The 24,386-nt window shown below is 75.0% G+C and carries 16 protein-coding genes; 9 read left to right on the forward strand and 7 right to left on the reverse strand.

The features are described 5' to 3' along the window. Positions 1–133: 133 nt before the first annotated feature. Complete coding sequence (locus tag ACQP1N_RS07030) at positions 134–1,252, reverse strand: class I tRNA ligase family protein (protein WP_242608712.1); 1,119 nt, start codon at positions 1,250–1,252, stop codon at positions 134–136. Positions 1,253–1,449: 197 nt separating this feature from the next. Between ACQP1N_RS07030 and ACQP1N_RS07035 the strand changes: the two genes are divergently transcribed. Further along, positions 1,450–4,098, forward strand: a complete 2,649-nt coding sequence (locus ACQP1N_RS07035) for a bifunctional GNAT family N-acetyltransferase/acetate--CoA ligase family protein (protein ID WP_067797778.1) — start codon at positions 1,450–1,452, stop codon at positions 4,096–4,098. A 3-nt stretch (positions 4,099–4,101) separates the two neighbouring features. Further along, a complete protein-coding gene (locus ACQP1N_RS07040; RefSeq protein WP_433229781.1) occupies positions 4,102–6,789 on the forward strand; it encodes a cation-translocating P-type ATPase in 2,688 nt (895 codons plus the stop codon). 26 nt (positions 6,790–6,815) lie between these two features. On the opposite strand, the gene ACQP1N_RS07045 is transcribed toward ACQP1N_RS07040, so the two are convergent. The 4 genes from ACQP1N_RS07045 to ACQP1N_RS07060 form a co-directional block, all read right to left on the reverse strand. Beyond that, positions 6,816–8,186 carry a wax ester/triacylglycerol synthase family O-acyltransferase gene (locus ACQP1N_RS07045; protein ID WP_433229784.1) on the reverse strand — a complete coding sequence of 457 codons (1,371 nt, stop codon included), beginning with the start codon at positions 8,184–8,186 and terminating at the stop codon, positions 6,816–6,818. A 23-nt stretch (positions 8,187–8,209) separates the two neighbouring features. Continuing rightward, entirely contained in the window at positions 8,210–12,739 is a 4,530-nt protein-coding gene (locus ACQP1N_RS07050; RefSeq protein WP_433229786.1) for a lysylphosphatidylglycerol synthase domain-containing protein, read from the reverse strand. 3 nt (positions 12,740–12,742) lie between these two features. Next, the gene (locus ACQP1N_RS07055; RefSeq protein WP_067797766.1) at positions 12,743–14,344 is read right to left on the reverse strand and encodes a polysaccharide deacetylase family protein; all 1,602 of its coding nucleotides are present in this window, start codon (positions 14,342–14,344) and stop codon (positions 12,743–12,745) included. Between the two features lie 100 nt (positions 14,345–14,444). Then, a complete protein-coding gene (locus ACQP1N_RS07060) occupies positions 14,445–16,754 on the reverse strand; it encodes a heavy metal translocating P-type ATPase (protein WP_433229789.1) in 2,310 nt (769 codons plus the stop codon). A gap of 193 nt (positions 16,755–16,947) precedes the next feature. Here ACQP1N_RS07060 and ACQP1N_RS07065 point away from each other — a divergent pair, with 193 nt between their 5' ends. After that, positions 16,948–17,796, forward strand: coding sequence for a universal stress protein (locus ACQP1N_RS07065; protein ID WP_067797763.1), 849 nt, complete (start codon positions 16,948–16,950; stop codon positions 17,794–17,796). A gap of 79 nt (positions 17,797–17,875) precedes the next feature. On the opposite strand, the gene ACQP1N_RS07070 is transcribed toward ACQP1N_RS07065, so the two are convergent. Further along, entirely contained in the window at positions 17,876–18,631 is a 756-nt protein-coding gene (locus ACQP1N_RS07070; protein ID WP_433229792.1) for a DUF2202 domain-containing protein, read from the reverse strand. A 160-nt stretch (positions 18,632–18,791) separates the two neighbouring features. Here ACQP1N_RS07070 and ACQP1N_RS07075 point away from each other — a divergent pair, with 160 nt between their 5' ends. From ACQP1N_RS07075 to ACQP1N_RS07100, 6 genes are all read left to right on the forward strand, one after another. Further along, positions 18,792–20,153 (forward strand): ATP-binding protein, encoded by a 1,362-nt coding sequence (locus tag ACQP1N_RS07075; RefSeq protein WP_433229795.1) that lies wholly within the window; start codon positions 18,792–18,794, stop codon positions 20,151–20,153. 85 nt (positions 20,154–20,238) lie between these two features. Beyond that, positions 20,239–21,168, forward strand: coding sequence for a sulfite exporter TauE/SafE family protein (locus tag ACQP1N_RS07080; protein WP_067797754.1), 930 nt, complete (start codon positions 20,239–20,241; stop codon positions 21,166–21,168). Positions 21,169–21,177: 9 nt separating this feature from the next. Further along, positions 21,178–21,873 (forward strand): response regulator transcription factor, encoded by a 696-nt coding sequence (locus ACQP1N_RS07085; protein WP_067797751.1) that lies wholly within the window; start codon positions 21,178–21,180, stop codon positions 21,871–21,873. Between the two features lie 71 nt (positions 21,874–21,944). Then, on the forward strand, positions 21,945–22,391 hold the full coding sequence (locus tag ACQP1N_RS07090; protein WP_067797747.1) for an ATP-binding protein: 447 nt from the start codon (positions 21,945–21,947) through the stop codon (positions 22,389–22,391). Positions 22,392–22,520: 129 nt separating this feature from the next. Continuing rightward, positions 22,521–23,093 (forward strand): TIGR03086 family metal-binding protein, encoded by a 573-nt coding sequence (locus ACQP1N_RS07095; RefSeq protein ID WP_067797744.1) that lies wholly within the window; start codon positions 22,521–22,523, stop codon positions 23,091–23,093. Between the two features lie 68 nt (positions 23,094–23,161). Beyond that, positions 23,162–23,635 (forward strand): ribosomal protein L7/L12, encoded by a 474-nt coding sequence (locus ACQP1N_RS07100; protein ID WP_433229800.1) that lies wholly within the window; start codon positions 23,162–23,164, stop codon positions 23,633–23,635. Positions 23,636–23,680: 45 nt separating this feature from the next. Here ACQP1N_RS07100 and hypB read toward each other — a convergent pair whose 3' ends face one another. After that, positions 23,681–24,328, reverse strand: coding sequence for a hydrogenase nickel incorporation protein HypB (hypB, locus tag ACQP1N_RS07105; protein WP_433229803.1), 648 nt, complete (start codon positions 24,326–24,328; stop codon positions 23,681–23,683). Positions 24,329–24,386: the final 58 nt, after the last annotated feature.

Consider the following 24,386-nt stretch of genomic DNA (forward strand, 5'->3'; position numbering starts at 1 on the left):
CCCAGGAACGGGACGGAGAAGCGGGAAACCGCGCACCGTCCATCTCGGAACGCTGCCTAAGCGGCGGAGGACTTCTCCCGCCTCGCGCGTGCCCCGGGGATGTTCCCTCCCCGGGGCACGCGCGATCCCGCGCTCAGCCGAGGGCCAGCACCGCCATGACCAGGCGGGCGGTTCGCCCGCCCTCCTGTTCGGCGATGCCGAGCGCGGTGCGCGCGTCGAGGTCGTCGAGGAGCGCCTCGGTGACGGCCGCCTCCGCCGCGGGGGAGTTCCCGCCGCGGCCGGCCGCGATGTGCAGCCGCTCCAGGCGCTCGGCGGCGTGGTCGAGGAGGCCGGGCGTGTAGTCCCAGTCCTCCCGCCAGGGCTCGCTGATGAGCATGAGCCGGACGGCGGCGGCCGGATGGCCCGGGACGAGGTCGGAGACCAGGACCAGATTGCCGGTGGACTTGGCCATCTTCACCCCGTCCCGGCGGACCATGCCCACGTGCAGCCAGGCCCGGGAGAAGGGATGCACGCCGGTCAGCGCCTCGGCCATCGCGGACTCGTAGGCGTGGTGCGGGAAACGCAGGTCGGTGCCGCCGGCGTGCAGGTCCAGCGCCGGGCCGAAGATCGTCATGGCCATCGCGGCGCACTCGGCGTGCCAGCCGGGCCGTCCCCGCCCCCACGGGCTGGGCCAGGCGGGCTCGCCCGAGTGCGAGGGCCGCCAGACGGCGATGTCGAACGGATGCTCCTTGCGGGGATCGTCGGGTTCGTCGCCGTACTCGGCCAGCAGGGCGCGGGCCTCCCCGTCGTCGAGCCCCGCCCGCCGGGGGACGTCGGCGCCGCGGAAGTAGACCGCGCCGTCCCGGACGTAGGCGGAGCCGGACGTGAGCAGCCCCTGCGCGAGCGCGATGACCTCCCGGACGTGGTTGTGCGCCCGCGGCTGGTGGTCGACGGCGTGGACGCCGAGCGTTTCGAGGTCGCGTTCGAAGTAGTACTGCTGGACGGCGGCGAAGCTGTCGTACGGGCTGCCGGCGCGGTGCGCGGCCTGGTTCAGCACGTCGTCGACGTCGGTGACGTTGCGGCAGACGCGCACGTCCCCGCCCGCGTGCCGCAGGACGCGGGCCGCGATGTCGGCCCAGACGAAGGTGCGGGCGTGGCCGAGATGCGTCGCGTCGTACGGGGTGATCCCGCAGACGTACATCCGGGCGGGACCGACGACCGGCAGCGGGCGGCCGCCGATCCGGAGGGTGCGGTCGGGTGCGTTGAGATTCACGGGAATGCCGTTCCTCGCGGTGGTCGGGACGTGAAGGGAGCCTGGCGCTCGGTGCGATTGTCTCCAGTGTGCTGAGGAGGCGGGGAACACGGCACCTCCGAAGGTCCTTCCTTTTCGTCCCGGTACGGGACCAAGGTCCCGGCGGCCGGTGACCTTGGGACGCTGATCCCCGGTCCGTCCAGGCCGAGGCTGGGGACATGACAGAGCCGCTTTCCGGCGCGCGGGCCTTCGCGTTGCTCACCGACGGTACGCAGATCGAGATCGGCAGGCTCGGTGCGGCGGACCTGGACGCGGTCCGCGAGCTGCATGACGGCCTGTCCGAGGAGAGCCGGCACCTGCGCTTCTTCGGCCTGAACCGGGCGATGGCCGGGCAGGTGGCCGCACGGGTCTGCCGGGCGGGCGGCGACGCCCGCGACCACGCGGCGCTCGGCGCCTGGCTGCGCGGCGAGCTGATCGGGATGGCGGAGTACGAGCCGACCGGCGTGCCCGGGCAGGTCGAGATCGCGATCGCGGTCGCCGACCGGATGCACCGCCGGGGCGTCGGGACGCTGCTGCTCGAACATCTGGGGTCGCTGGCCCGCGCCAACGGGATCGTCGCGTTCCACGCCGACACGCTGCCCGAGAACAGCTCGATGCTGCGCGTGTTCGCCGATGCCGGGCTGTCCCCCCGGCAGCGGATGTCGCACGGCGTCGTCGAGCTGACGATGCCGCTGGTCCCCGACGACGGTTACCTCGACGCGGTCGCCGAACGGGAACGGCGGGCGGATGTGGCGAGCCTCGAACCGCTGCTGCGGCCCCGGGTCGTCGCGGTCATCGGCGCGTCCCGCCGGCGCGGGACGGTCGGCGCCGAGCTGCTGCGCAACATCGTCGACGGCGGTTTCAAGGGCGCCGTCTACGCCGTGAACCCGCACTGCGCCGGGTCCGACATGCACGGCGTCCCCTGCGTGGCGACGCTCGCCGACCTGCCGGAGCCGCCCGACCTCGCGGTCGTCACCGTGCCCGGGTACGCCGTGCCCGGCGTGGCCGCCGCGTGCGGCCGGTCCGGGACGTCCGCGCTGGTGGTGATCAGCTCCGGGCTGACCGCCGAGCAGGGGCGCGGCCTGCTCGCCGCCTGCCGCGAGCACGGCATGCGGCTGGTCGGGCCGAACTGCCTGGGGATCGCCAACACCGGCATCTGGCTGGACGCGACGTTCGGCGCCCGCCGTCCCGTCCCGGGGATCGCGGGCGTGGCGGTCCAGTCGGGCGGTGTCGGCGTCGCGCTGATCGAGGAGCTGTCCCGGCTCGGCATCGGCGTCTCCACGTTCGCCTCGGTCGGCGACAAGTACGACGTGAGCGCCAACGACCTGCTGATGTGGTGGGAGTCGGACGAGACGACCCGGCTCGGCGTCCTGCACGTGGAGTCGTTCGGCAACCCCCGCAAGTTCGCCCGGACGGCGCGCCGGGTCGCCGCCCGGATGCCGCTGCTGACCGTCCTCGCCGGACGGTCCGCGCCCGGCACCCGGGCCGCCGCGTCGCACACCGCCGCCGCCGCGACCCCGGAGCTGACCCGCCGCGCGCTGTTCGAGCAGGCGGGCGTCGTGGCCACCGACGACCTCGGCGAGCTGGTCGACGCCGCCGCGCTGCTGGCGACGCAGCCGCCGCCGGCCGGGCCGCGGGTGGCGGTGGTGTCCAACGCCGGCGGGGCGGGGGTGCTGGCGGCCGACGCCTGCGCCGACGCGGGGCTGACCGTCCCCGTCCTGGACGCGGCCACCCGGCGCGCCCTCGCCGGCATGCTGCCGGTCTGCGCGGCGGCGGCCAATCCGGTCGACACCACCGCCGCCGTGTCCGCCGAAGTGTTCCAGGACGCCCTCGACCTGGTCGCCGCGGACGCGTCGGTCGACGCCGTGCTGGCGCTGGTGGCCCCGACCGCGCTCGGCGACCTGCGCGGCGCGCTCGGCGGCATCGGCAAGCCGCTGGCGGCCGTGGTGCTCGGGCAGGCGGAGACCGTCACGGTCAACGAGCGCGGCGTCCCGTGCTACGCCTATCCGGAGAACGCCGCCCGCGCGCTCGCCCACGCCTGGACGTACGCGCGCGGACGGAACGTCCCGCGGGACGCACCGCCCGCCCTGCCCGGCCTGCACCCGCAGGAGGCGGCCGGAGTCATCGCCGGATACCTGGCCGGCGCGCCGGACGGCGGCTGGCTGCCGCCCGTCGACACCTTCCGCCTGCTGGAGTCCTACGGGCTGCCGATGGCGCCCTGGTGCTGGGCCAGGACCGAGGACGAGGTGGTCGCGGCGGCCCGCGAGCTGGGCGTTCCGGTGGCGCTGAAGGCGCACGTCTCCGGGGTCGTGCACAAGACCGCGGCGGGCGCCCTGGAACTGGGCCTGGACGGGGAGGACGCCGTCCGGGCCGCGTTCGCCCGGCTGTCCGGGCGGTTCGGCGGCGATCTGGGGGGCATGCTCGTCCAGGCGATGGCCGGCGAGGGCGTCGAGGTACTGTGCGGCGCCGTCCAGGACGAGGTGTTCGGAGCAGTGGTGATCTTCGGGGCCGGGGGCGTCGACACCGACGCGCTGGCCGACCGCGCCGCCCGGCTGGCGCCGCTGACCGCCCGCGAGGCCGACGAGCTGATCCGCGCCCCCCGGCTGTCCGCGCTGCTGCTCGGCCACCCGGCCCGGCCGCCCGGCGACGTCGCCGGGCTGCGCGAGGTGCTGCTGCGGCTGTCCCGGCTGGTGGCCGACCATCCGGGGATCACCGAACTCGACCTCAACCCCACGATCGTCCGCCCCGACGGGGTCATGGCCGTCGACGCCCGGGTCCGCCTCGCGCCCCGCCGCGCGTGGGACCCCTATCTGCGCCGCCTCCGCTGACCGATGCCGGCCAGGCGACATCACGCGAGCACCGCGACCGTCACCGCCGAGGCGGGCGCCGACCCGCGGGAACCGCTGCCGCTGCTCCGCAAGGAACTGGGCACCGGCGACCGGGGCCTGTCGGGACGTGAGGCGGCCCGGCGGCTGGCGGTCTACGGGCCCAACCAGGTCCGGCGGCGCGAGAAACGGTCACTGGCGCGGCTGCTGACCGCACAGCTCGCCCATCCGCTGGCGCTGCTGCTGTGGGGCGCGGGCGCGCTGGCGTTCATCGCCGGGATGGCCGTGCTGGGCTGGGCGATCCTGGCGGTGATCCTGATCAACGCCGGGTTCGCGCTGCTGCAGGAGCACCAGGCCGAACGCGCGGTGGAGGCGCTGGCCGCGTACCTGCCCGAGCGGGCCCGGGTCATCCGGGACGGGCGCCGGCAGGCCGTGGACGCCTCCGCCCTCGTCCCGGGCGACCTCATCGTGCTGGAGGAGGGCGACAAGATCCCCGCCGACGGCCGGCTGACCGACGGGGCGCTGGAGGTCGACCTGTCGATGCTGACCGGCGAGTCGGCGCCGGTGGAGCGGGCGGCGGCCCCGGCGGAGGCGGGCGCCCCGCTGCTGAGCGAACCGAACCTGGTGTTCTCCGGGACGACCTGCGTCGGCGGCGCGGCGCAGGCGATCGTGTTCGCGACCGGCGGGCACACCGAGCTCGGCCGCATCGCCGCGCTCAGCCAGCGCATGCCCCGCCGGGAGAGCCCGCTGGAGACCCAGGTCAGGAAGGTGGCCTGGCTGATCGCGGCGGTCGCGGTCGGGATGGGCGTGGTCTTCCTGCTGCTCGGGGCGCTGGTCGGGCTGCCGCTGACGGACGCGCTGATGTTCGCGATCGGGCTGCTGGTCGCGAACGTCCCGGAGGGGCTGCTGCCGACGATCACGCTGGCGCTGGCGGTCGGCGTGCGGGTGCTGGCCCGGCAGGGCGCGGTCGTGAAGCGGCTCAGCGCGGTCGAGACGCTCGGATCCACCAACGTCATCTGCACCGACAAGACGGGCACCCTGACCCAGAACCGGATGCGGCTCCAGACGCACTGGACCCCGCGGACCGGGGCCGTCACCGACGCGCCGGTGCCGGCCGAGCTCGCGCAGGCGATGACCGAGTGCACGACCGTGTCCTACGGCGAGTCCGGCGAACTGCAGGGCGACCCGACCGAGATCGCCCTGGTCGAGGGCGGCGGTCCCGGCCTTCCCGCGCGGCTGGCGGCCCGCGACGAGCGGCGCCGCGCGGTCTTCCGGTTCGACGCGCGGCTGCGGCTGATGTCCACCGTCGTCCAGCACGACGACCACCTCGCCGTCTACGTCAAGGGCGCGCCCGAGTCCGTCCTGGCCCGCGTCGCCGACGCCGACCGCGACGCGGTCATGGCCGTCGTCGGCGAGCTCGCGCGCCGGGGGCTGCGGGTCCTCGCCGTCGCCGTCCGGGACCTGCCGCCCGGTGCCGGGGTCCCGGAGCGCCGGGACGACGCCGAGACCGGGCTCCGCCTCCTCGGCCTCGTCGGGCTGTACGACCCGCCGCGCCCGCAGGTCGCCGGCGCCGTCGACCGCTGCCACGGCGCGGGGCTGCGCGTCCACATCGTGACCGGCGACAACGGCGCGACCGCCGCCGCCGTCGCCGCGGAGGTCGGTATCGGAGTCCCCCGGTTGCGGGTGGTCGCCGAGTCCGAGCGGATCCACGACCACGAGCTGGACGAGCTGCTGACCGGCGACGCCGAGATCGTCTTCGCCCGGTCGTCGCCGGAGACCAAGCTCAAGGTCGCCGACGCGCTGCGCGCCCACGGGCAGGTCGTCGCGATGACCGGGGACGGCGCCAACGACGCGCCCGCCCTGCACCAGGCGCACATCGGCGTCGCGATGGGACGTTCGGGCACCGACGTGGCCCGCGAGGCGGCCACGATGGTGCTGACCGACGACAACTTCGCCACGATCGTCACCGCGATCGAGTCCGGGCGCCGCGTCTACGACAACGTCCGCAAGTTCATCCTGTACATCTTCGCCCACGCCGTCCCGGAGGTCGTCCCGTTCCTGGTGTTCGCGCTCAGCGGCGGCCTGATCCCGCTGCCGCTGACCGTCCTGCAGATCCTCGCGATCGACCTCGGCACCGAGACGCTGCCCGCGCTCGCGCTCGGCCGCGAACCCGCCGAGCCGGGCATCATGGACCGGCCGCCCCGCCCGTCCTCGCAGGGCGTCATCTCCCGCGACATGCTGATCCGCGCCTGGGGCTACCTCGGCCTGGTCTCCGCCGCCCTGGTCATGTCGGTGTTCTTCTACGTCCTGTGGCGGGCCGGCTGGCAGCCGGGCGACGCCACCGGGGCCGGCTCCGCGCTGCACCACGCCTATCTGACCGCGACGACCGCGACGTTCGCGGGCCTGGTGACCTGCCAGGTCGGCACCGCGATGGCCGCCCGCACCGACCACGCGTCCCTCCGCGAGGTCGGGCTGACCACCAACCCGCTGCTGCTGGCCGGCATCGCCTTCGAGCTGCTGTTCGCCGCCGCGCTGATCTACCTGCCGCCGTTGCAGGGCCTGTTCGGCACCGCCGCGCTGCCCCCGGACGTGCTGGCGATCATCGCGGTGTTCCCGGTCATCGTCTGGGGAACCGACGAACTGCGCCGCCGGCACCGCCGCCGCCGCGCCGCCCCCGCTCCGCGGGCCGCGTGAACAGGGACGACATCAGTCCGGCGCCATCAGTCCGTTTCTTCGGCAGGGACTTCCTTGAGGAGTTCGTCGATGCCGTCGCGGATGCCCGCGCACAGCGTCCCCAGGTCGGGAACGGCGTCACGGTCGGCGGTGACGCCGAACGACAGGCCGCCGTCGTAGGACACGACGCCGATCGACACGCGCAGGCCGGCGGCGATCGGGATGTAGGGGTCCATCTCCAGCATCCGCCGCCCCATCGCGTACAGCGGGAACGACGGGCCGGGGACGTTGGTGACGATCGTCTGGATCAGCGGCTGGCGCATCCGCAGCGCGGTGCGGGCGGCGACGGCCAGCAGGCCGGGCACACCGCCGACCAGCTTGACGAACGAGTCGACGCCGGCGACCTGGCCGCTGTTCTTCAGCCCGTCCATCTGTTCCCGGACGAGCCGCAGCCGGCGCAGCGGATCGTCCTCCCCGCACGGCAGGTCGCACAGCAGCGCCGACACCCGGTTCGTCAGGATCCCGCGCTCGTCGGGCGACCGGACGGAGACCGGCACCAGGGCGCGCACGACCGTGTCCGGGGCGAGCGTGCCGCGGGCGGCGAGCAGGTCCCGGAAACCGGAGGCCGCCGCGGCCAGCGCCACGTCGTTGACGGACCCGCCGAACGCGCGCCGGATGCGGTCCACCTCGTCCATCCCGGCGTAGGCCCGCGACCAGCGGCGGGCCGGGACGGTCGGGCCGTTCAGCTCCGGCGCGCCGGAGCCCATGAGCCGGGCCGCGCAGGCGGGCACGGCCTTCGCGGTGGCGACCGAGTCGCGCAGCGCCGGGAGGAACAGCCGGGTCGCCTGCCGCCGGAAGTCCTTGAGCCCGTCCAGCACGCCGTCGCGGAGGACGGCGCCGATGGACGGCTCCGGATCGGGCATCCACACCCGCGGCTCCGCCGGCGTCCAGCCGGGGGCGACGTCCAGCAGCACGGTCAGCAGGTCGATGCCGGCCAGCCCGTCCACCATGCAGTGGTGCACCTTCGAGAACAGCGCCCAGCGGCCGTCCGGCAGCCCCTCGACCAGCCACACCTCCCACGGTGACCGGGTGAGGTCGAGCCGCCTGCCCAGCAGCCGGCTCGCCAGCGCGTGCAGCTCCTCCGGGCCGCCCGGCGGCGGGACGACCGTGTACCGGACGTGGTCCTCCATGGTGAAGTTCCGGTCGTCCACCCAGACGGGGTGCGCGAGGTTGAACGGGACGGTCCGGACGCGCTGCCGGCAGCGCGGCGCGAGCCGCAGCCGGGCGAAGATCTCCCGCACCAGATCCGGGTACTCCGGCGCCGGGCCCTCGAACACGGTGACGGTCCCGATCTGGAGGGGCCGCGTGTCGTTCTCCGCGAAGTACATCCCCGCGTCCAGCGCGTTCATCCGTTGCATCGTTCATCCCCCGGGGTGAGGTCTCACTCCGAGCAAACCCCGGCGCGGCCCCCCGTCCCAGCGGCGTTCGCCCCCGGAGGGAGGGACGAAGGTCCCGGCGGGCGCCGGCCGGCGTGGAAGGCCAGGGCGCCGGGGAGGATCGGCAGCCAGAAGCTGAGGATCCGGTAGACCAGCATGGTCAGGACGGCTTCGGTCGGCCCCGTCCCGAGGGTGACCAGGGCCAGGACGAGGACGGGTTCGACGACGCCCAGGCCGCCCGGGAGGGGACCGAGGAGGCGCAGCGGGACGAGCAGCAGGTGGACCGCCGCCAGGGTGGCGGCGGGCAGTGGCACGTTCATCGCGTGGCTCACGGCCAGGAACGCCAGCACCGAGCAGGTGGTGACCGCGGAACTGCCGGTGAGGAGCGCGATCAGGTGCCGGGGGCGGCGCGCCAGCCGGGGCAGCCCGGCCGCCGCGGCGCCCAGCGGCAGGACGATCTCCCTTCGGCGCCGCCACAGCAGGACCGTGCCGAGGGCGACGACGACCGTGACGGCCGCGACCAGGGGCCCGGACCATGGCGGCGAGTCGAACGACTCCCGGCCGTCCAGCACGGCCGAGGCCAGGGCGAGCGCCAGCGCCACCGTGTGGACGAACGCGCCGGTCAGCCTGGTGAGGGCGACGGTCTCGACGGCCTCGTGCGGCCCGGCCCCGTGGTCGCGGAGGTAGCCGCCGAGAACGGCTTCGCCGCCCCGGCCCGCCGGATGCTGGCGTGCGGCGTAGGACGCGGCGACCTGGCGCAGACAGGTGCGGCCGAAGGCGAGGTCGCGCGGTGAGGCGCCCAGCAGGGCGAGCGCGCCCGCGGCGTAGGAGGCCGCCACGAGCAGGGCGGCCAGGACGAGCCACCGGATGTGGGCGTTCGCGAGGACGGTCATGGGGGAGTGCAGGCCGGTGACCCCGATGAGGCCGTGGTAGGTCACGTACCCGGCGAGGACGAGCAGCAGCAGGAACCAGGGCCGGGACGGAATCCGCGACAGCGGCCGCGGCGCGGCCAGGGTCGCGCCCGGACCGGCCAGCAGGGTGCGGAGTTCCGCCAGGATGTGCGGGTGTTCGTGCACCTTCGTCCGGGTGGAGCCGGCCAGCGCCAGGGGTTGCAGGTAGGGGGCGGCGGCCTCGGTGGCGCCCGGCCCGAGTACGTCCGCGGCGGCCCGGACGGCGCGGTGCGGGCCGACGGCGAGGGCCGTGGAGACGAGCAGCTCGGCCACGTCCTGGGCGAGCCGCTCGTCGCTCGCGGCGTCCTCGGCGAACCCGAAGTCGACGAGGACGGGCCGGCCGTCGGAGCCGACGAGGACGTTCGCCAGCCGCAGGTCGCGGTGCGCGATGCGGGCCTCGCGCAGCTTCGCGACCTCGCCCCACAGCAGGCGGAGACCGGCGTCGTCCAGTGCCCCGAGGGGACGGCCGCCGGTGCCGACCGCCTCTTCCGCGAGGATCCACGTGCCGGCCTCGGCGGGCGCCACGCCGATGACGGCGGGGACGCGCGCCCCGGCGTCCGCCGCGCGCATCAGCATGTACGCCTCGTGCTCCACCTGCCGTTTGGGGCTCGCCATCGGCGCCTCATCCTCGACCTCCCGGTAGAGCAGGAAGCGGGCCGCCTTGAACAGCAGGTCCGCGTCGCGCTGGTCGCGGCCGAGCGCCTTGACGAAGACGGCCCGCCCGTCCGCCGTGACGGCGGTGAACGGAATCGAGCCGCGCGCGTCGGCCTTCAGCGGTTCGACCCTGGGCCGTTCCAGGCCGCAGCGGGCAAGGCCGGCGGCGATCGACGCCGGCACCGGGATGTGGTTCGGCGTGCCGCGTGCGAGGTGGACGGCGCCGCCGACCGCCCAGCCGAGCGCGGCACCGGCGACGACGTCGAGCGGGAAGTGGGCGCCGACGTAGACGCGGCCGAGCCACACCCCGGCCGCGACCGCCCACAGCGCCCACCGGACCGGGCGCCGGACGTGCCCGGCGGCCACGGTGGCCAGGGCCGCGGCCACGGCGGCGTGACCGGAGACGAACCCGAGCCCGCCCTCGTGCGCGCCGCGCAGGATGACCTCCGACAGCAGCGCGCCGGGCCGGCCGCGGTCGGCCAGGTCCTTGATCAGCTTGGCGAGCAGCCAGGCCAGCGTGCCGGCGAGTGCCAGATCGACGGCGAGCCGGACGCGGCGGAAGGCGAGCGCGGTCACCGCGGTCACCGCGACGGCACCGAGCGCACCCGCCTGCATCACGACGTCGACCGGCCAGAACAGCAGGCCGGGCAGGTCGTTGACGAGCCGGAACAGGTCGGCTTCGGGGCGCAGCAGGAATCCGTCGGCGGCGAAGACGGCGAGGGAGAGGCAGAGGGTGAGCCCGGCGGCCACGCGGATCACGTCCGCGGGATGCCGCGCCGTGGCGGGCGCCTTCGGAACGAAACCGGCCACCGAGAAACGCCGGCCCCGCCACGACCTGACCGCCGCGCGGGGTTCCGGCTCTTCGACCGGGGGAGGCGTCTCGACGCGGCCGGTCACCTCGATGTGGTCGGTCACCAGGGCCCAGCCGCCAGGATCGACCTCGGTCACGAACCGGACGGCCGGGACGCGCGCCCCGGCCCGCCGGGCGCGCATCAGCAGGTAGCCCTCGTGTTCGGCGAGCTGCTTGGCGGTGGCGAACGGCGGTTCGCCCGGTCCGCGCCGCCACAGCCGGCCCAGCCGGTGCAGCGTGTCCGCGTCGCGCTGGTCGCGGCCGATCACCCGCACGAGCAGCGGCCCCGCGGACGTGTCCGCGGCGTAGCGAACCGCATGCCGCGGGTCGCCCGGCAGCGCGCGCACGGCCGTGACCGTCAGCCCGTGGCGGGTCAGCATCCTCCGTACCGCCGCGAGCCGGGGCCGGTGCCCGGGCGTCCCGATGGCGAGCAGGGCCGCCGCCCCCACGCCCCAGCCCAGCGCGGCACCGCCGAGCACGTCCACCGGGAAGTGCGCCCCCACGTACACCCTGGCCGCGCCGACGGCGGCGACCGCCGGCCACAGGACGCGCCGGTACGGGCGGGGCAGGTAGGCGCTCGCCACCGTGACCAGGGCCGCGGCGACGGCCGTGTGCCCCGCGACGAAGCCCGTGCCGAACGGCGTCGCGTCGGCCCGGAGCGCGACACCGTCGAGCAGCGCGGCGGGACGCGGCCGTCCGGACACGTCCTTGACGATCTTGGCGAGCAGCCACGCGAGCGTCCCGCCCATGGCCAGCGTGACGGCGAACCGGAACCTGCGCGAAGCGGCGGCGGCCACCGCCGCGACGCCGGCCGCGCCGACCCAGCCGCCCTGCATCAGCAGCCACATCGGCAGCTCGATGGCGTCCGGCAGGTCGTTCACCAGCTGGAACAGGTCGGCGTCCCAGCCGGGCACGCCGCGGCTCAGCGCGGCCGCCCCCGCCAGCGCGGTCAGTGCGAGCCCGAGCCGGGCGGCGTCCATGGGGTGGTGGAACACGGCCGGGTGCGGCCGGACGGCGGTCACCGGGCGGCGCCACCGCCACCACGCCCACGCCGCCCCGCCCGCCGGGAGATAGAGCAGGTAGGTGAAGAAACGGAACAGCAGGACGCCGGCCGTGGCGGCGGGCAGGTCCGCGCCGGTGAGGTCCAGCCCGCCGATCAGCGCGAGTTCGAGCACGCCCGCGCTGCCGGGCGTGAGCGGGATGGCCGTCACCTGCCGCGCCACCGTGTAGACGGTGAACGCCTCCAGCACCCCCACCCGCGATACGCCCGCCGCCTGCAGCGACACGTACAGCACCGCGAACACGCAGACGTGGTAGCCGACGGCGGACAGCGTCAGCGCCGGCCACCGGGCGCGGATCAGCTCGCGCGCCTCGCCCTGGAACCGCCCCACGGCATCGGTGTGGTCACCGATCCGGCGGTGCAGCAGCCGCGCGGCGGGACGGGCGGCGCGCGAGAAACCGGCGACGATGGCGGACGCGGCGCGGTCGCTGCACAGCATGACGGCGGTCAGCGCGACAAGGACGGCGGCCACCCCCAGCCCGAGGGCGCCGGCCCCGCGCACCCCGGGGGGAACGTCCGACGCCATGGCGAGCAGCCCGAGCGCGAGCAGCGGCAGCGTCAGCCGGACGACGAGGTTCCAGACGCCCGTCACCAGCACTTGCAGCGCGATCGGGCCCGCCCGGAACCCGAGGTCCCGTGACATCGTGACGTTCAGTGCCGCACCGGCGGCGCCCCCGCCCGGCAGCACGTAGGCGAGCGCGGTCGTCACCACGTTGATGACGGACGCGTGGGCGAGCCGCAGCCCCGGCAGCGCCGCGCTGAGGCCGACGGCCGACAGCAGCACCGACAGCGCCGTGAAGGCCGACAGCAGGACGAGGTCCGGCGCCCGCACCCGCGTCCGCAGGATCTCCGCGACCCGTTCCAGATCGACCAGGTGGGGCAGCACCTTGCCGAAGATCGCGGCGACGATCAGCAGGCCGAGGACGCGGCCGAACCACACATGACCGCGTTCCCGTCCCGCCTTGTGCTCCCTGGCGGCCGGCGGCCCGGTGGGGTCGCCGGCGGCGGTCCGCACGCTCACCGGTCAGCGGATGAGCGCGTCGAGGGTGGTGAAGGAGTAGCCGGCGTCGCGGAGCCCCTTGATGATCGCGGGGAGCGCGTCGGCGTCCAGCGTGGTGCTGTCGTCGGGGTTGGCGCCGACGTGCATGAGGACGATCATCCCCGGCGTCTTGGCGGCCAGCACGCGGGCGATGACCTTGTCCGCGGTCTGCCCGCCGGAGGTGCCCTGCCAGCCGAGCGAGTCGACCGTCCAGCCGACCGGGGCGTAGCCGAGGCCGTTGAGCAGCGTCACGTCCGAGGACGTGTAGGCGCCGTAGGGGAAGCGGAACAGCGGCTTGGTCTCGGCGCCGTTGACGTTGAAGATCGCCGTGCGGGCGGTGGTGACCTGGGTGCGCGCCGTCGTGTCACTGATCTTGGTGAAGTCGGGGTGGGTGTTGCTGTGGTTGCCGATCCGGAACCCCGACCCGGCCAGCAGGTTGCTGTAGACCGGGAACGTGCGGACGAAGTCGCCGACCAGGAAGAAGGTCGCGGGCACGTTCTCCCGCTGCAGGGTGGCGCGGATCGAGGAGACCCCGGCGGCGTTCCAGGCGGCGTCGAAGGTCAGCGCGGCGACCTTGGACGTGGTGGGGATCTTGGTGACGTTCTTGCCGAGCAGCGAGGACGGCACGGCGGGGGGCGGCCCGGGGACCCAGGCGCGCTGGTCGGTCGTCCAGGTGGTGCCGGTGATGGTGCGGCTCCAGAACGCCCCGTCGCGGCCGCGTCCGACGGACACGCTCTTGCCGCCGGCGAAGGCCGCGCCGGGGCCGTCGACGTACAGGCCGCCCATGATCTGCCAGCCGCCCCACGAGCCGGTGTAGGCCCGCACCCGCAGCCGGTTGGTCTCGGCGTTGCGGACGTACACCCAGACCCGCCCGGTCGCGGTGTCGGCGGCGATGCCGGGGGCGCTGTAGGTGCTCTCGCCGAGGGACGTCCAGTCCGACCAGGTGGTGCCGGTACGGGTCCGGGTCCAGACGGCGTGGTCGCGGCCGGTGACGACGACGCGGACGGCGCCGGTGCCGGTGACGGCGGCGGCGGGCGCGGTGTCGGCGGTCATGTCGAGCGCCGTCCAGCCGCTCCAGCCGGTTCCGGGGGTGTAGGTCTTGGTCTGCAGCTTGTCGGCGGTGTCGCGGACGAACACGTCGACGCGCCCGTCGGGGTGCCCGGCCGCCGCGGGCGAGGTGCTGATGAGCAGGTCGTCCACCTTGGTCCAGGGCTGCCAGGTGCCGTTGACGCGGACGCGCTCCCACAGCCGGCCGTCGACACCGCGGCCGTACACGTGCGGGTTGCCGCCGGCGAAGGTGACGGCCGCGCCGCCGATCAGGCGTCCGGTCAGGTTGAGCGGGGTGGACCAGGCGCCGTCGACGAACCGCCGGTACAGCACGCTGGTCGTCGAGGCCCGGTAGGCGACGTCGAAGCCCTTGCCGCTGGGCCAGCCGGCGACGCCCGGGGTGTAGGTGGGCACGTCCTCGGTGGCCGCCGCGCGGGTCGGCGCGGCGGGAGAGGACGTCGCCAGGGCGGGTACGGCCGGCGCGGCCACCAGGGCCGCCGGAAGCAGTACCGCCGTTGAGAACGCGGTGAGGCGTCGCATCGGGATCACCGTCCTTTGGTGGGGGATTTCAGCGTCACCCCAGGTGATCTCCCCGTCGAGCGGACAAAGGTCCCGCACTTCCGCGTCAAACGTCGGTAAATCAGCGTTTCGTGGTGTCGTGCACGTCGGCGAGGACGAAGTAGCTCTCCTCCTCCTGCGCGAAGTGCAGCCGCAGGACGGCGTACAGCTCCTGGACGGTCCTGCGCAGGTCGCGCACGGGCTCCGGCGCGGCCGGGACCGCCCGCAGCTCCGCGATGAGCGCGCCGAGCCGCCGCGTCAGCTCGGCGATCTCGGTGTGCCCGCGGCTCATCGCCCCGGTGGGGTCGGCGCCGCCGAGCGCCCGCGCGACCGCCGGGTAGAGCAGCCGCTCGTCCTTGCGTTCGTGTTCGGCCAGATCGGCCAGGAAACCGGACAGCGTGTCCAGGGCCGTGTCCCGTTCCCGGCCGCCGGACACGGCGATCGTGTCCGCCAGGGTCGGCAGCCGCTCGATGCGCGGCCGCAGTGCCCGGTGCTCCTCGTCCAACTGCCGGACGAGTTCGGCCGCGTCGCCGTGCAGCCGCGGCGTCCGGTCGCGGCCGGGGCCGAGCGCGCGGAGCGCGACGAGGATCGCGACGATGTCGATGCCCTCCTGGAGCAGCGCGCCCGCCGCCGGGGCCAGCAGGCCGAACGCCGCGGCGACCATCGCGGCCAGCGACATCCCCATGCCCACGACCACGCTCTGCCGGGCGACGGACCGGGTGCGCCGCGCGATCGCGAGCGTCTCGGCGAGCCGCTCCAGCCGGTCCACGGTGATGACCGCGTCGGCCGCCTCGGAGGAGGCCGTCGCGCCGCGTGCGCCGAGCGCCACGCCGACCCCGGCCGCCGCCAGCGCGGGCGCGTCGTTGACGCCGTCGCCGACCATCACGGTCGCCGCCCGCTCGCTCTCCGCGCGGGCGACCTCGACCTTCTCGGCCGGGGTCAGCCCGGCGCGCACGGCGTCCGCGCCGACCAGTTCGCCGATCGGGCCGGCGACGTCCGCGCGGTCGCCGGTCACCATCACCGTGCGGACGATGCCGGCCCGGCGGAGCAGCCGGAACGTGCGCGGCGCGTCCGGGCGGACGCGGTCGCGCAGCAGCAGGGCGGCCGCGAGCCGCCCGTCCACCCCGACGAACACGGTGATCGCGCCGTGGGCGGCGGCCCGGCGGCGCACGCGGTCCAGCCAGGCGGGGTCGGCGTCCCCGGCCCAGCTCGCCTTGCCGACGCTCACCCGGCGGCCGTTCACGACCCCGCGCACGCCCTGGCCGGCCTGCTCGGTGACGCCGGACGGCGCGGTGAGCCGCAGCCCGCGCTCATGGGCGCCGCGGACGATCGCCGAGGCCAGCACGTGCGGGGACACCTGGTCGAGCGAGGCGGCCAGCAGCAGCGGATCGTCCGCGGGCGCGGGGTCGGCGGTGACGACCTCGGCGAGCGTCGGATGCCCGGTGGTGATGGTGCCGGTCTTGTCGAACAGCAGCACCCGCGCCGTGGCGAGCCGCTCCAGCGCGCCGCCGCCCTTCACCACCACGCCCCGGCGCGCACAGCGCGACAGGCCGGAGACGAACGCGATCGGCGCGGCGAGGATCAGCGGGCAGGGCGTGGCCACGACCAGCACCGCCACGGCCCGCACCGGATCCGCGGCGGCGAGCCCCGCCGCCCCGGCCAGCACCAGCGTCACCGGGATGAACAGGGCCGAGTACCGGTCGGCGAGCCGCACGAACGGCGCGCTCTCGGCGGCGGCCTCCTCGGCGAGCCGGACGATCCCCGCGTACGTGCTGGACCCGGCGTCGTTGGTCGCGCGCAGCTCGAAAGGCTGCCCGGAGTTGACGGCGCCGCTGCGCACCGCGTCGCCCGCCGGGTGCTCCACCGGCAGCGGCTCGCCGGTGAGCGTGGACTCGTCCAGGACGGCCGTGTCCCGCTCCACCAGCCCGTCCACCGGCACGACCTCGCCCGGGCGGACGAGCAGCCGGTCGCCCGGACGCACCTCGGCGACATCGATCGTGGCCAGGCCGCCGTCCGTGCGGCGGTGCGCGACGCGGGGCGCGAGCGACAGCAGCGCGCTGAGGTCGCGGCGGGCCCGCCGCCCCGCGCGTTCCTCCAGCAGCCGCCCGCCGGTGAGCATCACCGCGATCACGGCGCCGGCGAGCGGCTCGTCGACGGCGATCGTGCCCGCCAGCGCGAGCACCGCGATCACGTCGCTGCCGAACCTGCGGTGCAGCAGCCCGTCCACCACCCACCAGAGCGCCGGGACGAGGGCGAGGACCGTCACCAGCAGCCAGATGAGGTCACCGGCGCCCGTCTGGCCGGCCCAGCGGACGGCGGCACCGGCCGCCAACCCGCCGGCGGCCAGGGCGAGGAGCACCTCGGGACCACGTCGCGTGATCACAGCCCGCATGCCCATCCCCACCTCGTCACCGCACAGGAATCCGGATTTTCCACGTTTGCGGTAGTGGCCTCCGGATTCCAGGGCCGACGGGCTCATCTCGGCCGGGCATAAGGGCCGCCCGGATGGGGACCTTCGCCCCTAGGCCGGCGCGGACCTGGAAAAGAGCGTGGATAGGGGACCCGCCCGTCATAAGGAGAACGCGATGTCCGAACCGATCGTCGTCGGCACCGACGGCTCCAATGAGTCGGACCGTGCCCTGGAGTGGGCGGCCGCCGAAGCCGCCCTGCGCGAACGCCCCCTGCACATCGTCCACGCGGTGGAGAGCTGGCCCTACAAGGCGCCGCTGTTCCTGCCGGCCGAGACCGCCGAGCGGATGACCCGCGCCGGCCGCCTGATGCTGACCGCCGCCCGCGAGCGCGTCAAGGAGCGGTGGCCCAACCTGGAGACGACGACCACCCTCGTCGCCGATGAGACCGCGCAGGCACTGCTGGACCAGTCCGACAAGGCTTTCGAACTGGTGCTGGGCAGCCGTGGGCGGGGCGGGTTCGCCAGCCTGCTGCTGGGTTCCACGAGCCTGCGGCTGGCCGGGCGCTCCACCATTCCCGTCGTGATCGTGCGCGGTGACGTCACCGACCGCGGCGAGATCGTGGTGGGCATCGATCTTCTGCACGATGCCGGAGCCGTCCTGGACTACGCCTTCGAGGCCGCCGCGGTGCGCGACGCCCGGCTGCGGATCGTGCACGCCTGGCAGACCGTCGGGACGCTCATCGAGGCCGGTTACGCCGTCGACGCCGAGCAGATCGAGCAGGACCTGCGCACCCGGCTCGTCGAGGCGTACAAGCCGCTGCGCGCCAAGTACCCGCGGGTGGACGTGGTGGACGAGGTCGTCCTGGAGCACCCGGTGACCGCGCTGTCCAACGCGTCGCGCAACGCGCGCCTGCTCGTGGTCGGCGCCCACGACCGGCACTGGAACGCGCCCCAGCTCGGCTCGGTCAGCCACGGTGTCATCCACCACGCGCGCTGCCCGATCGCCGTCATCCCGCCCCGCTGACACCCGCGGGGAACGCTGACACCCGCGGGGAACGGGGCCGCGCCGCCCGGCACGCTGACCGGGCGGCGGGGGGCGGTGTTCAGTTCGCCCACATCTGGAAGGCCGACAGGTGCCGCTGCGACGTGGTGGCCAGCCGGTCGTAGACCTGCTTGACGTCCGCCGCCTTGGCCTCGTCGGCGGCCTTCTTCAGCTCGGTGATCTGGGCCTTCTCAAGGTCCGCGCCGACCTTGAGCGCGGCCTGCTCGCTCGCCGATCCCTGCGCGAGCAGCCGGTCGTAGTCGGCCTTGAGGTCCGCCGAGGCGAACTGTCCGGCGGCCTTGCCCGCGGTGGGGTCGGGCACCCCGTACCGGTCGAGCAGCGTGCGGACCGCGTTCTGGTGGTTGGTCTCGGCCTTGGCGATCCGGTCGAAGACGCGCGCGTCATAGCGGGCCGCGAAGGCCGTGTACAGGTCGTGTGAGAGCTTCTCCTCCTCGGCGGTCTTGGCCAGGGCGGTCTTCTGCTCGGCGGTCAGCGTGCCGCTGGGAGCGGTGAGGTTCGGGCAGGTGCCGTCGCCCCGCTTGTGCTCGAAGCCGTGCCCCATCCCAGGCCCCATCCCAGGCCCCATCCCAGGCCCCATCCTGTGTCCGGCTCCCGGTCCGGCCCCGGGTCCGCCGGGCTGGACGGTCTGGGTCGCCGCCGGCCGCTGGCCGGGTCCGCCGGGTCCGCCGGGTCCGCCGGGTCCGCCGGGTCCGGCGGGTCCGGCGCCGGCCAGGACGGGGGCGGCCACGGCGATCCCGCCGAGTGCCAGCGCGCCGCCCGCGGTGAGGGCGATGGCCGTCTTGCCGATGCGCTTCATGATCGTTCTCCTTGTCTCTCCGCGTCTCCTCCGCCGACACCCTCACGGTGCGGCGCCGCCCTGCAGGCGGGATGTGGGCCGCGTGGAGTCCGTGTGGAGATCCGGAGACCCGGCCGTTGGTCCCTGTCCGGCGCGGGACGCCGCGATGTATCCAGGACATATGGCACGCGGGAGACAGAGCGGCGCGGCGGCGTTGGGGCCGCAGTTGTTCGCCGCGTTCCTGCTGGTGGCGCTGGCCTCGACCGCGGTGCTGACGGCGGCGGCGCTGATCGGCTCCGACCGGGGCCTGGTCGCGGCGCGCCAGTCCGAGCGTGACCGGACGGCCGCGCGGGTCGCCGCCGAGGCGGGCGACGCCTACACGGCGGCGGGCGGCTGGGCGGGCGCCGACCTGCGGCAGGCGCGGGTGCTCGCCACGGCCGCGGGGGCGAGGCTGTTCGTCCTGGACGCGCGGGGGCGGATCGTCGCGTCCCCCGCGGGCACGGGCCCGGGGCGTCCGGGCGGTCATGGTCCCGTGGCAGCCGCGGGCACGGTGACCAGGACGGTCACGGCCGGTGGGACGGCGGTCGGCGCGGTGCGGCTGGCGTTCGGCTCCCCGGCGGCCACGTCCGGGCGGAACGTCGCCTGGTCCTGGATCCTGCCGTCCGCCGCCGGTGCGGTGGCCGTGGCGGCGGCGGTGAGCTGGTATGTGTCCCGCCGCATCACCCGGCCGCTGGTGCGCCTCGCCGCCGCCGCGCGGGCGCTGGCGGCGGGGGACCGGTCGGCGCGCGCCCGGGTGAGCGGACCCGGGGAGCTGGGCGAGCTGGCCACCGCGTTCGACCGGATGGCCGACGAGCTGAACCGCGCCGAACTCGGCCGCCGGCGGCTCGCCGCCGACGTCGCGCATGAGCTGCGCACCCCGCTGACGGGGCTCCAGGCGGGCCTTGAGGAACTCCGGGACGGGCTCGCCGAACCGGACCCCGCCCGCCTGGCCGCCCTGCACGATCAGGCCCTCCGGCTCGGCCGGATCGTCGGTGACCTCGCCGAGCTGTCGGCGGCCGAGTCGGCCGCCCTGTCGCTGCACCTGGCCGATGTCGATGCCGGCGCCGTGGCGCGCGAGGCGATCGCGGCGCACGCCGCCCCGCTCGACGCCGCCGGGATCACCGTCCGGGCCGACCTGGCGGACGGGGTGGTGATCCGCGCCGACGCCGACCGGATTCACCAGGCGCTGGGCAACCTGCTGTCCAACGCCGTCCGCTACTGCCGTGCGGGCGACACGGTGACGGTGCGCGTCCGGGGCGAGGGCGCCGACGCCGTGATCGAGGTGGCCGACACCGGGCCGGGGATTCCGGACGCCGAGCGCTCGCACGTCTTCGAGCGGCTGTGGCGCGGCACGTCCGGGCGCGGGGTGGCCGGCTCGGGCATCGGCCTGGCCGTCGTCCGTGAGCTGGTCAGCGCGCACGGCGGCACGGTGGCCGTCGCGCCGGGAGAGGGCGGCGGCACGGTCTTCACGGTCCGCCTGCCGCGCGCCGCCATGTACCCCTAGGGGTATTTGTCAAACCTCCTCCGCTGCCGGTACCGTGACGGGCAGATACCCCATGGGGTATATCAGGCATAAAGAGGGAGAAGGAATGACGCTCGCGCTCACCCTGGCCGGCGCGCTGGCCGTCGGGATCTCACTGGGGCTGCTCGGCGGCGGAGGCTCGATCCTCACCGTCCCGCTGCTCGTCTACCTGGCGGGAGTGGAGCCCAAGCAGGCCATCGCCATGTCCCTGTTCGTGGTGGCCGCGACAGCGCTGGCCGGCGTCCTGCCGCACGCCCGTGCCGGCCGGGTCCGCTGGCGCACCGCCCTGCTGTTCGGCGCCGCCGGGATGGTCGGCGCCTACCTCGGCGGACGGCTCGGCGCCTACATCCCCGGCGGGGTCCTGCTGGTCGCGTTCGCCGTGATGATGGTGGTGACCGCGCTGGCGATGCTGCGCCGCCGGCCCGCCCCGGCCGAGGGCGCCGGCCACACGTCGGGAGAGCGTCCCATCCTGCGGATCCTCGCCGAGGGCGTCACGGTCGGGCTGGTGACCGGGCTGGTCGGCGCCGGCGGCGGGTTCCTCGTCGTCCCGGCCCTGGTGCTGCTCGGCGGCCTGTCGATGCCCGTCGCCGTCGGCACGTCCCTGGTGGTCATCGCGATGAAGTCGGTCGCCGGCCTCGCGGGCTACCTGTACAGCGTCTCCCTGGACTGGCCGCTCACCCTGGCCGTCACCGCCGTGGCGGTGGTGGGCGGGTTCGCCGGTTCCCGGCTCGCCGGACGGATCGACCCGCAGCGGCTCCGCGACGCGTTCGGCTGGTTCGTCCTGGTCATGGCCGCGTTCGTGCTGACCGCGCAGGCACCGGCCGGAGTCCGGCACGCCCTGTTCGGCACGCCCGGCGGCTGGGCCGGCCTCGGCGTGCTCCTGCTGGCGGGCGCGGCGCTCCTGGCGTACCGGGTGCGCTCGCGGGCCCTGGCCGCGGAGCGTGCTCAAGACGCCTCGGGACGTTCGCCCCTGGAAAGCGCCGAACAGCGGTCGTAGGGATGGGGCATGGCCGAAGGCGTGCTGGTCGTCGAGGACGAGAAGGAGATCCGTGATCTGCTCCGCCGCTATCTGGAACGCGCGGGCCACGTCGTGGTCACGACCGGGTCAGGGGCGGAGGCGATCCGGCTCATCTCCGAGCACGCCGTCCGGCTGGTGGTCCTCGACCTCGGGCTGCCCGACGTCGACGGCATGGAGGTGCTGCGCGCCGCCCGTGCCGACGGCGGGATCCCGGTGGTGGTGCTCACCGCCCGCAGCGCGGTCGAGGACCGCATCCGCGGGCTGGAGTCGGGCGCCGACGACTACGTGACCAAGCCGTTCAGCCCGACCGAGGTGGTCCTGCGCGTCCAGGCCGTCCTGAACCGGATGGAGGGCGGCGCGGACCGCCCGGCGGGCGCCGCCCGCTACGGCGGCGGGCGCCTGCGGGTGGACGAGACGCGGCACGAGGCCGTCCTGGACGGCGTGCCGCTCGACCTCACCCCGACCGAGTGGGGGATCCTCACCACGCTCGCCGCCGTGCCCGGCCGCGTCTACTCCCGGTACGAGCTGGTCAACCGGGTCCGCGGCTACGAGTTCGCCGGCTACGAGCGGACGATCGACTCGCACGTGAAGAACCTGCGCCAAAAGCTCGGCCCGGCCGGGCACGCCGTCATCGAGACCGTGCTCGGAGTCGGCTACAGGCTCGGGTTCACGCGCGATCCGTAGCCCGTATCGTCTAATCCGCCGTGTCCAGGGAAAGCCCCCGGGTGACACGTTGGGGACCGAAGGGACGGGGAATGGCCGGCAACGGGGAGCGGGCCGACGACAAGCATGCCCGCGAGCCGTTCATCGAGATGCGCCGGCTGCCCTTCGACATCGGCACGCTGAAGGTGGCCAGGGCGCTGATCGTCCAGTACGCCACCGCGGCCGGGATGGGCGAGGACCGCGTCCAGGACGTCGAACTCGTCGTCAGCGAGCTGACCGCCAACTCCATCGAGCACGGCGGCGGGGCCGGGCTCCTGTCCTACTGGCGTGAGAACGGCAGCCTCGTCATCGAGGTCAGCGACGGCGGACGCATCTCCGACCTCATGCTGGGAAGCAGGTCCGTCGCGCCCAGCTCGATCCGCGGCCGGGGCCTGATGCTGGTCCGCATGCTCGCCGACCATGTCAGCATCCACCGGGACCTCCACGGCACGATCGTCCGCGCCCGGTTCGACTCGTATGCCGACGTGACGCGGGAGTGAGGTCCCAGCGGCCCGGCCCACCCACGCGGTGAGCCCGCGCCCGGCCGCGAAGGGCCCGGCCCCGCCCGATGACTTTCCGGCGCGATGGCGGTCCGCACATCGAAGGCCCATCACCCGGCGGGAGGCCGAATGGACGAGCGGACGCGTGCGCCGCAGACCGCGATCGGCGGCAGGCTGCTGGACCGGGCGGTCGGCTTCGCGCTGACGGCCGTCCAGCCGGTCACGCCCCGCACGCTCGCGCACCGCACGCCGTGCGCGTCATGGGACCTCGCCATGCTCCTGCTGCACCTCGGCGACTCGCTGGCCGCGCTGCACGAGGGCCTGCGCGCCGGACGCGTCGAGACGCAACCGGGTCCGCCGCCGGACGATCCCGTGTCGGCGCTGCGGGTGCGGGCCGTCCGCCTGCTGAGGGCGTCCGCCGCTCTCAAGACGGTGACGGTCGGGGACCGGCGGCTGCCGGGTGAGCTGATGCTCGGGGCCGGCGCGATCGAGGTCGCCGTCCACGGCTGGGACATCTCGCAGGCCACGGGGGAGGGGCGGCCCGTCCCGCCGCTGCTGGCGAGCGACCTGCTGGCGATCTGCCCGCTGGTGATGCCCGGCCCGCCGCGCCGCCCGCTGTTCGCCGATCCCGTGGAACCGGCACCGGACGCCGCGCCCGGTGACCGGCTCGTCGCCCTCCTCGGCCGCCGCCCCCTGCGCTGAGAGATGCGCCCCCGTGGCGGGTCGGCGAGAATCGTTGCGTCCATCCCCCCGGACAGAGGAGTGACCCGGTGAAATCTTCGTCCGTCCAGTACCTGCTCCCCGAGGCGCACGCCCGTGTGGCCGAGCTGGTCGCCGGGCAGCGGTACATCCAGGCGATCAAGCTGGTCCGGGAGGTCACGGGCGCGGGGCTCGCCGAGGCCAAGGAGTACGTGGACGGGATGAAGGGCGAGATCTTCGCCCGGCGGGTGCCGCCGGAGGTACAGGCCCGCGCCCGCGCGATGATCGCCGAGGGCAAGGTGAAACCGGCGATCAAGATGGTCCGCGTGGAGACGGAGCTCGGGCTGCAGGCCGCCAAGGACTATGTCCACGCGCTCCGGGAGGGCCGCGTCCACGCGCCGCCCCCCGGCGGGCACGCGGTGCTGTCGGACCGGGTCCGGGCCTTCAAGTACTCCGGTGACCACGAGTCGGCCATCGCGCTGGTCTGCGCGGAGACGGGGATGCGGCGCGACGAGGCGGCGCGGTTCGTCGAGGCCATCCGCTAGGACCGCCGCGGCGGGCGCATCCTCCGGCTCCCGCGCGACCCCCGATCAAGTGGGGGCACGCCGGGTCTCCGCCAGCCAGTCGTACCAGGCGGCGAGGCCGTCGCCGCGGGTGGCCGACACCGGCAGGACGCGCAGGCCGGGGCGCAGGCGGCGGGCCGCGTCCCGGCAGGCGGTCATGTCGAAGTCGACGTGCGGCAGCAGGTCGATCTTGTTGAGCAGCAGGACGTCCGCGCCGCGGAACATGTGCGGATACTTCAGCGGCTTGTCGGCGCCCTCGGTGACCGACATCAGCACCACCCGGGCCCGCTCACCGAGGTCGAACAGCGCCGGGCAGACGAGGTTGCCGACGTTCTCGACGAACACCGTCGAGCCGTCCGGCGGCTCCAGCGCGGCCAGCGCCCGCGCCACCATCGTCGCGTCGAGATGGCAGCCGGTGCCCGTGTTGACCTGGACGGTCCGGGCCCCGGCGGCGCTGAGGCGCCGCGCGTCCAGCAGCGTTTCCTGATCACCCTCGATCACCGAGATCGGGCTGCCCGCGCTCAGGTCGGCGGCCGTCCGCTCCAGCAGCGTCGTCTTGCCCGAGCCCGGCGAGCTCATCACGTTGAGCGCGACGATGCCGCGCTCGCCGAGCCAGGCCCGGTTCCGTCCGGCCAGATCGTCGTTGTGGGCCAGGACCTTCTGGTCCAGCGTCACGGTATGCCCGTGCCCGTGCTCATGGTCCGGTGCCGGCAGCGTCGTCAGGCGCGCCGTA

The organism is Actinomadura formosensis, assembly GCF_050948385.1.
Taxonomy (GTDB): domain Bacteria; phylum Actinomycetota; class Actinomycetes; order Streptosporangiales; family Streptosporangiaceae; genus Spirillospora; species Spirillospora formosensis.

What these genes read in the sequence shown, in the direction of transcription:
- ACQP1N_RS07035 (WP_067797778.1), top strand. Translation starts at nt 1,450, where the DNA reads ATGACAGAGCCGCTTTCCGGCGCGCGGGCCTTCGCGTTGCTCACCGAC.
- ACQP1N_RS07040 (WP_433229781.1), top strand. Translation starts at nt 4,102, where the DNA reads ATGCCGGCCAGGCGACATCACGCGAGCACCGCGACCGTCACCGCCGAG.
- ACQP1N_RS07045 (WP_433229784.1), bottom strand. Translation starts at nt 8,186, where the DNA reads ATGCAACGGATGAACGCGCTGGACGCGGGGATGTACTTCGCGGAGAAC.
- ACQP1N_RS07055 (WP_067797766.1), bottom strand. Translation starts at nt 14,344, where the DNA reads ATGCGACGCCTCACCGCGTTCTCAACGGCGGTACTGCTTCCGGCGGCC.
- ACQP1N_RS07060 (WP_433229789.1), bottom strand. Translation starts at nt 16,754, where the DNA reads ATGCGGGCTGTGATCACGCGACGTGGTCCCGAGGTGCTCCTCGCCCTG.
- ACQP1N_RS07065 (WP_067797763.1), top strand. Translation starts at nt 16,948, where the DNA reads ATGTCCGAACCGATCGTCGTCGGCACCGACGGCTCCAATGAGTCGGAC.
- ACQP1N_RS07070 (WP_433229792.1), bottom strand. Translation starts at nt 18,631, where the DNA reads ATGAAGCGCATCGGCAAGACGGCCATCGCCCTCACCGCGGGCGGCGCG.
- ACQP1N_RS07075 (WP_433229795.1), top strand. Translation starts at nt 18,792, where the DNA reads ATGGCACGCGGGAGACAGAGCGGCGCGGCGGCGTTGGGGCCGCAGTTG.
- ACQP1N_RS07080 (WP_067797754.1), top strand. Translation starts at nt 20,239, where the DNA reads ATGACGCTCGCGCTCACCCTGGCCGGCGCGCTGGCCGTCGGGATCTCA.
- ACQP1N_RS07085 (WP_067797751.1), top strand. Translation starts at nt 21,178, where the DNA reads ATGGCCGAAGGCGTGCTGGTCGTCGAGGACGAGAAGGAGATCCGTGAT.
- ACQP1N_RS07090 (WP_067797747.1), top strand. Translation starts at nt 21,945, where the DNA reads ATGGCCGGCAACGGGGAGCGGGCCGACGACAAGCATGCCCGCGAGCCG.
- ACQP1N_RS07095 (WP_067797744.1), top strand. Translation starts at nt 22,521, where the DNA reads ATGGACGAGCGGACGCGTGCGCCGCAGACCGCGATCGGCGGCAGGCTG.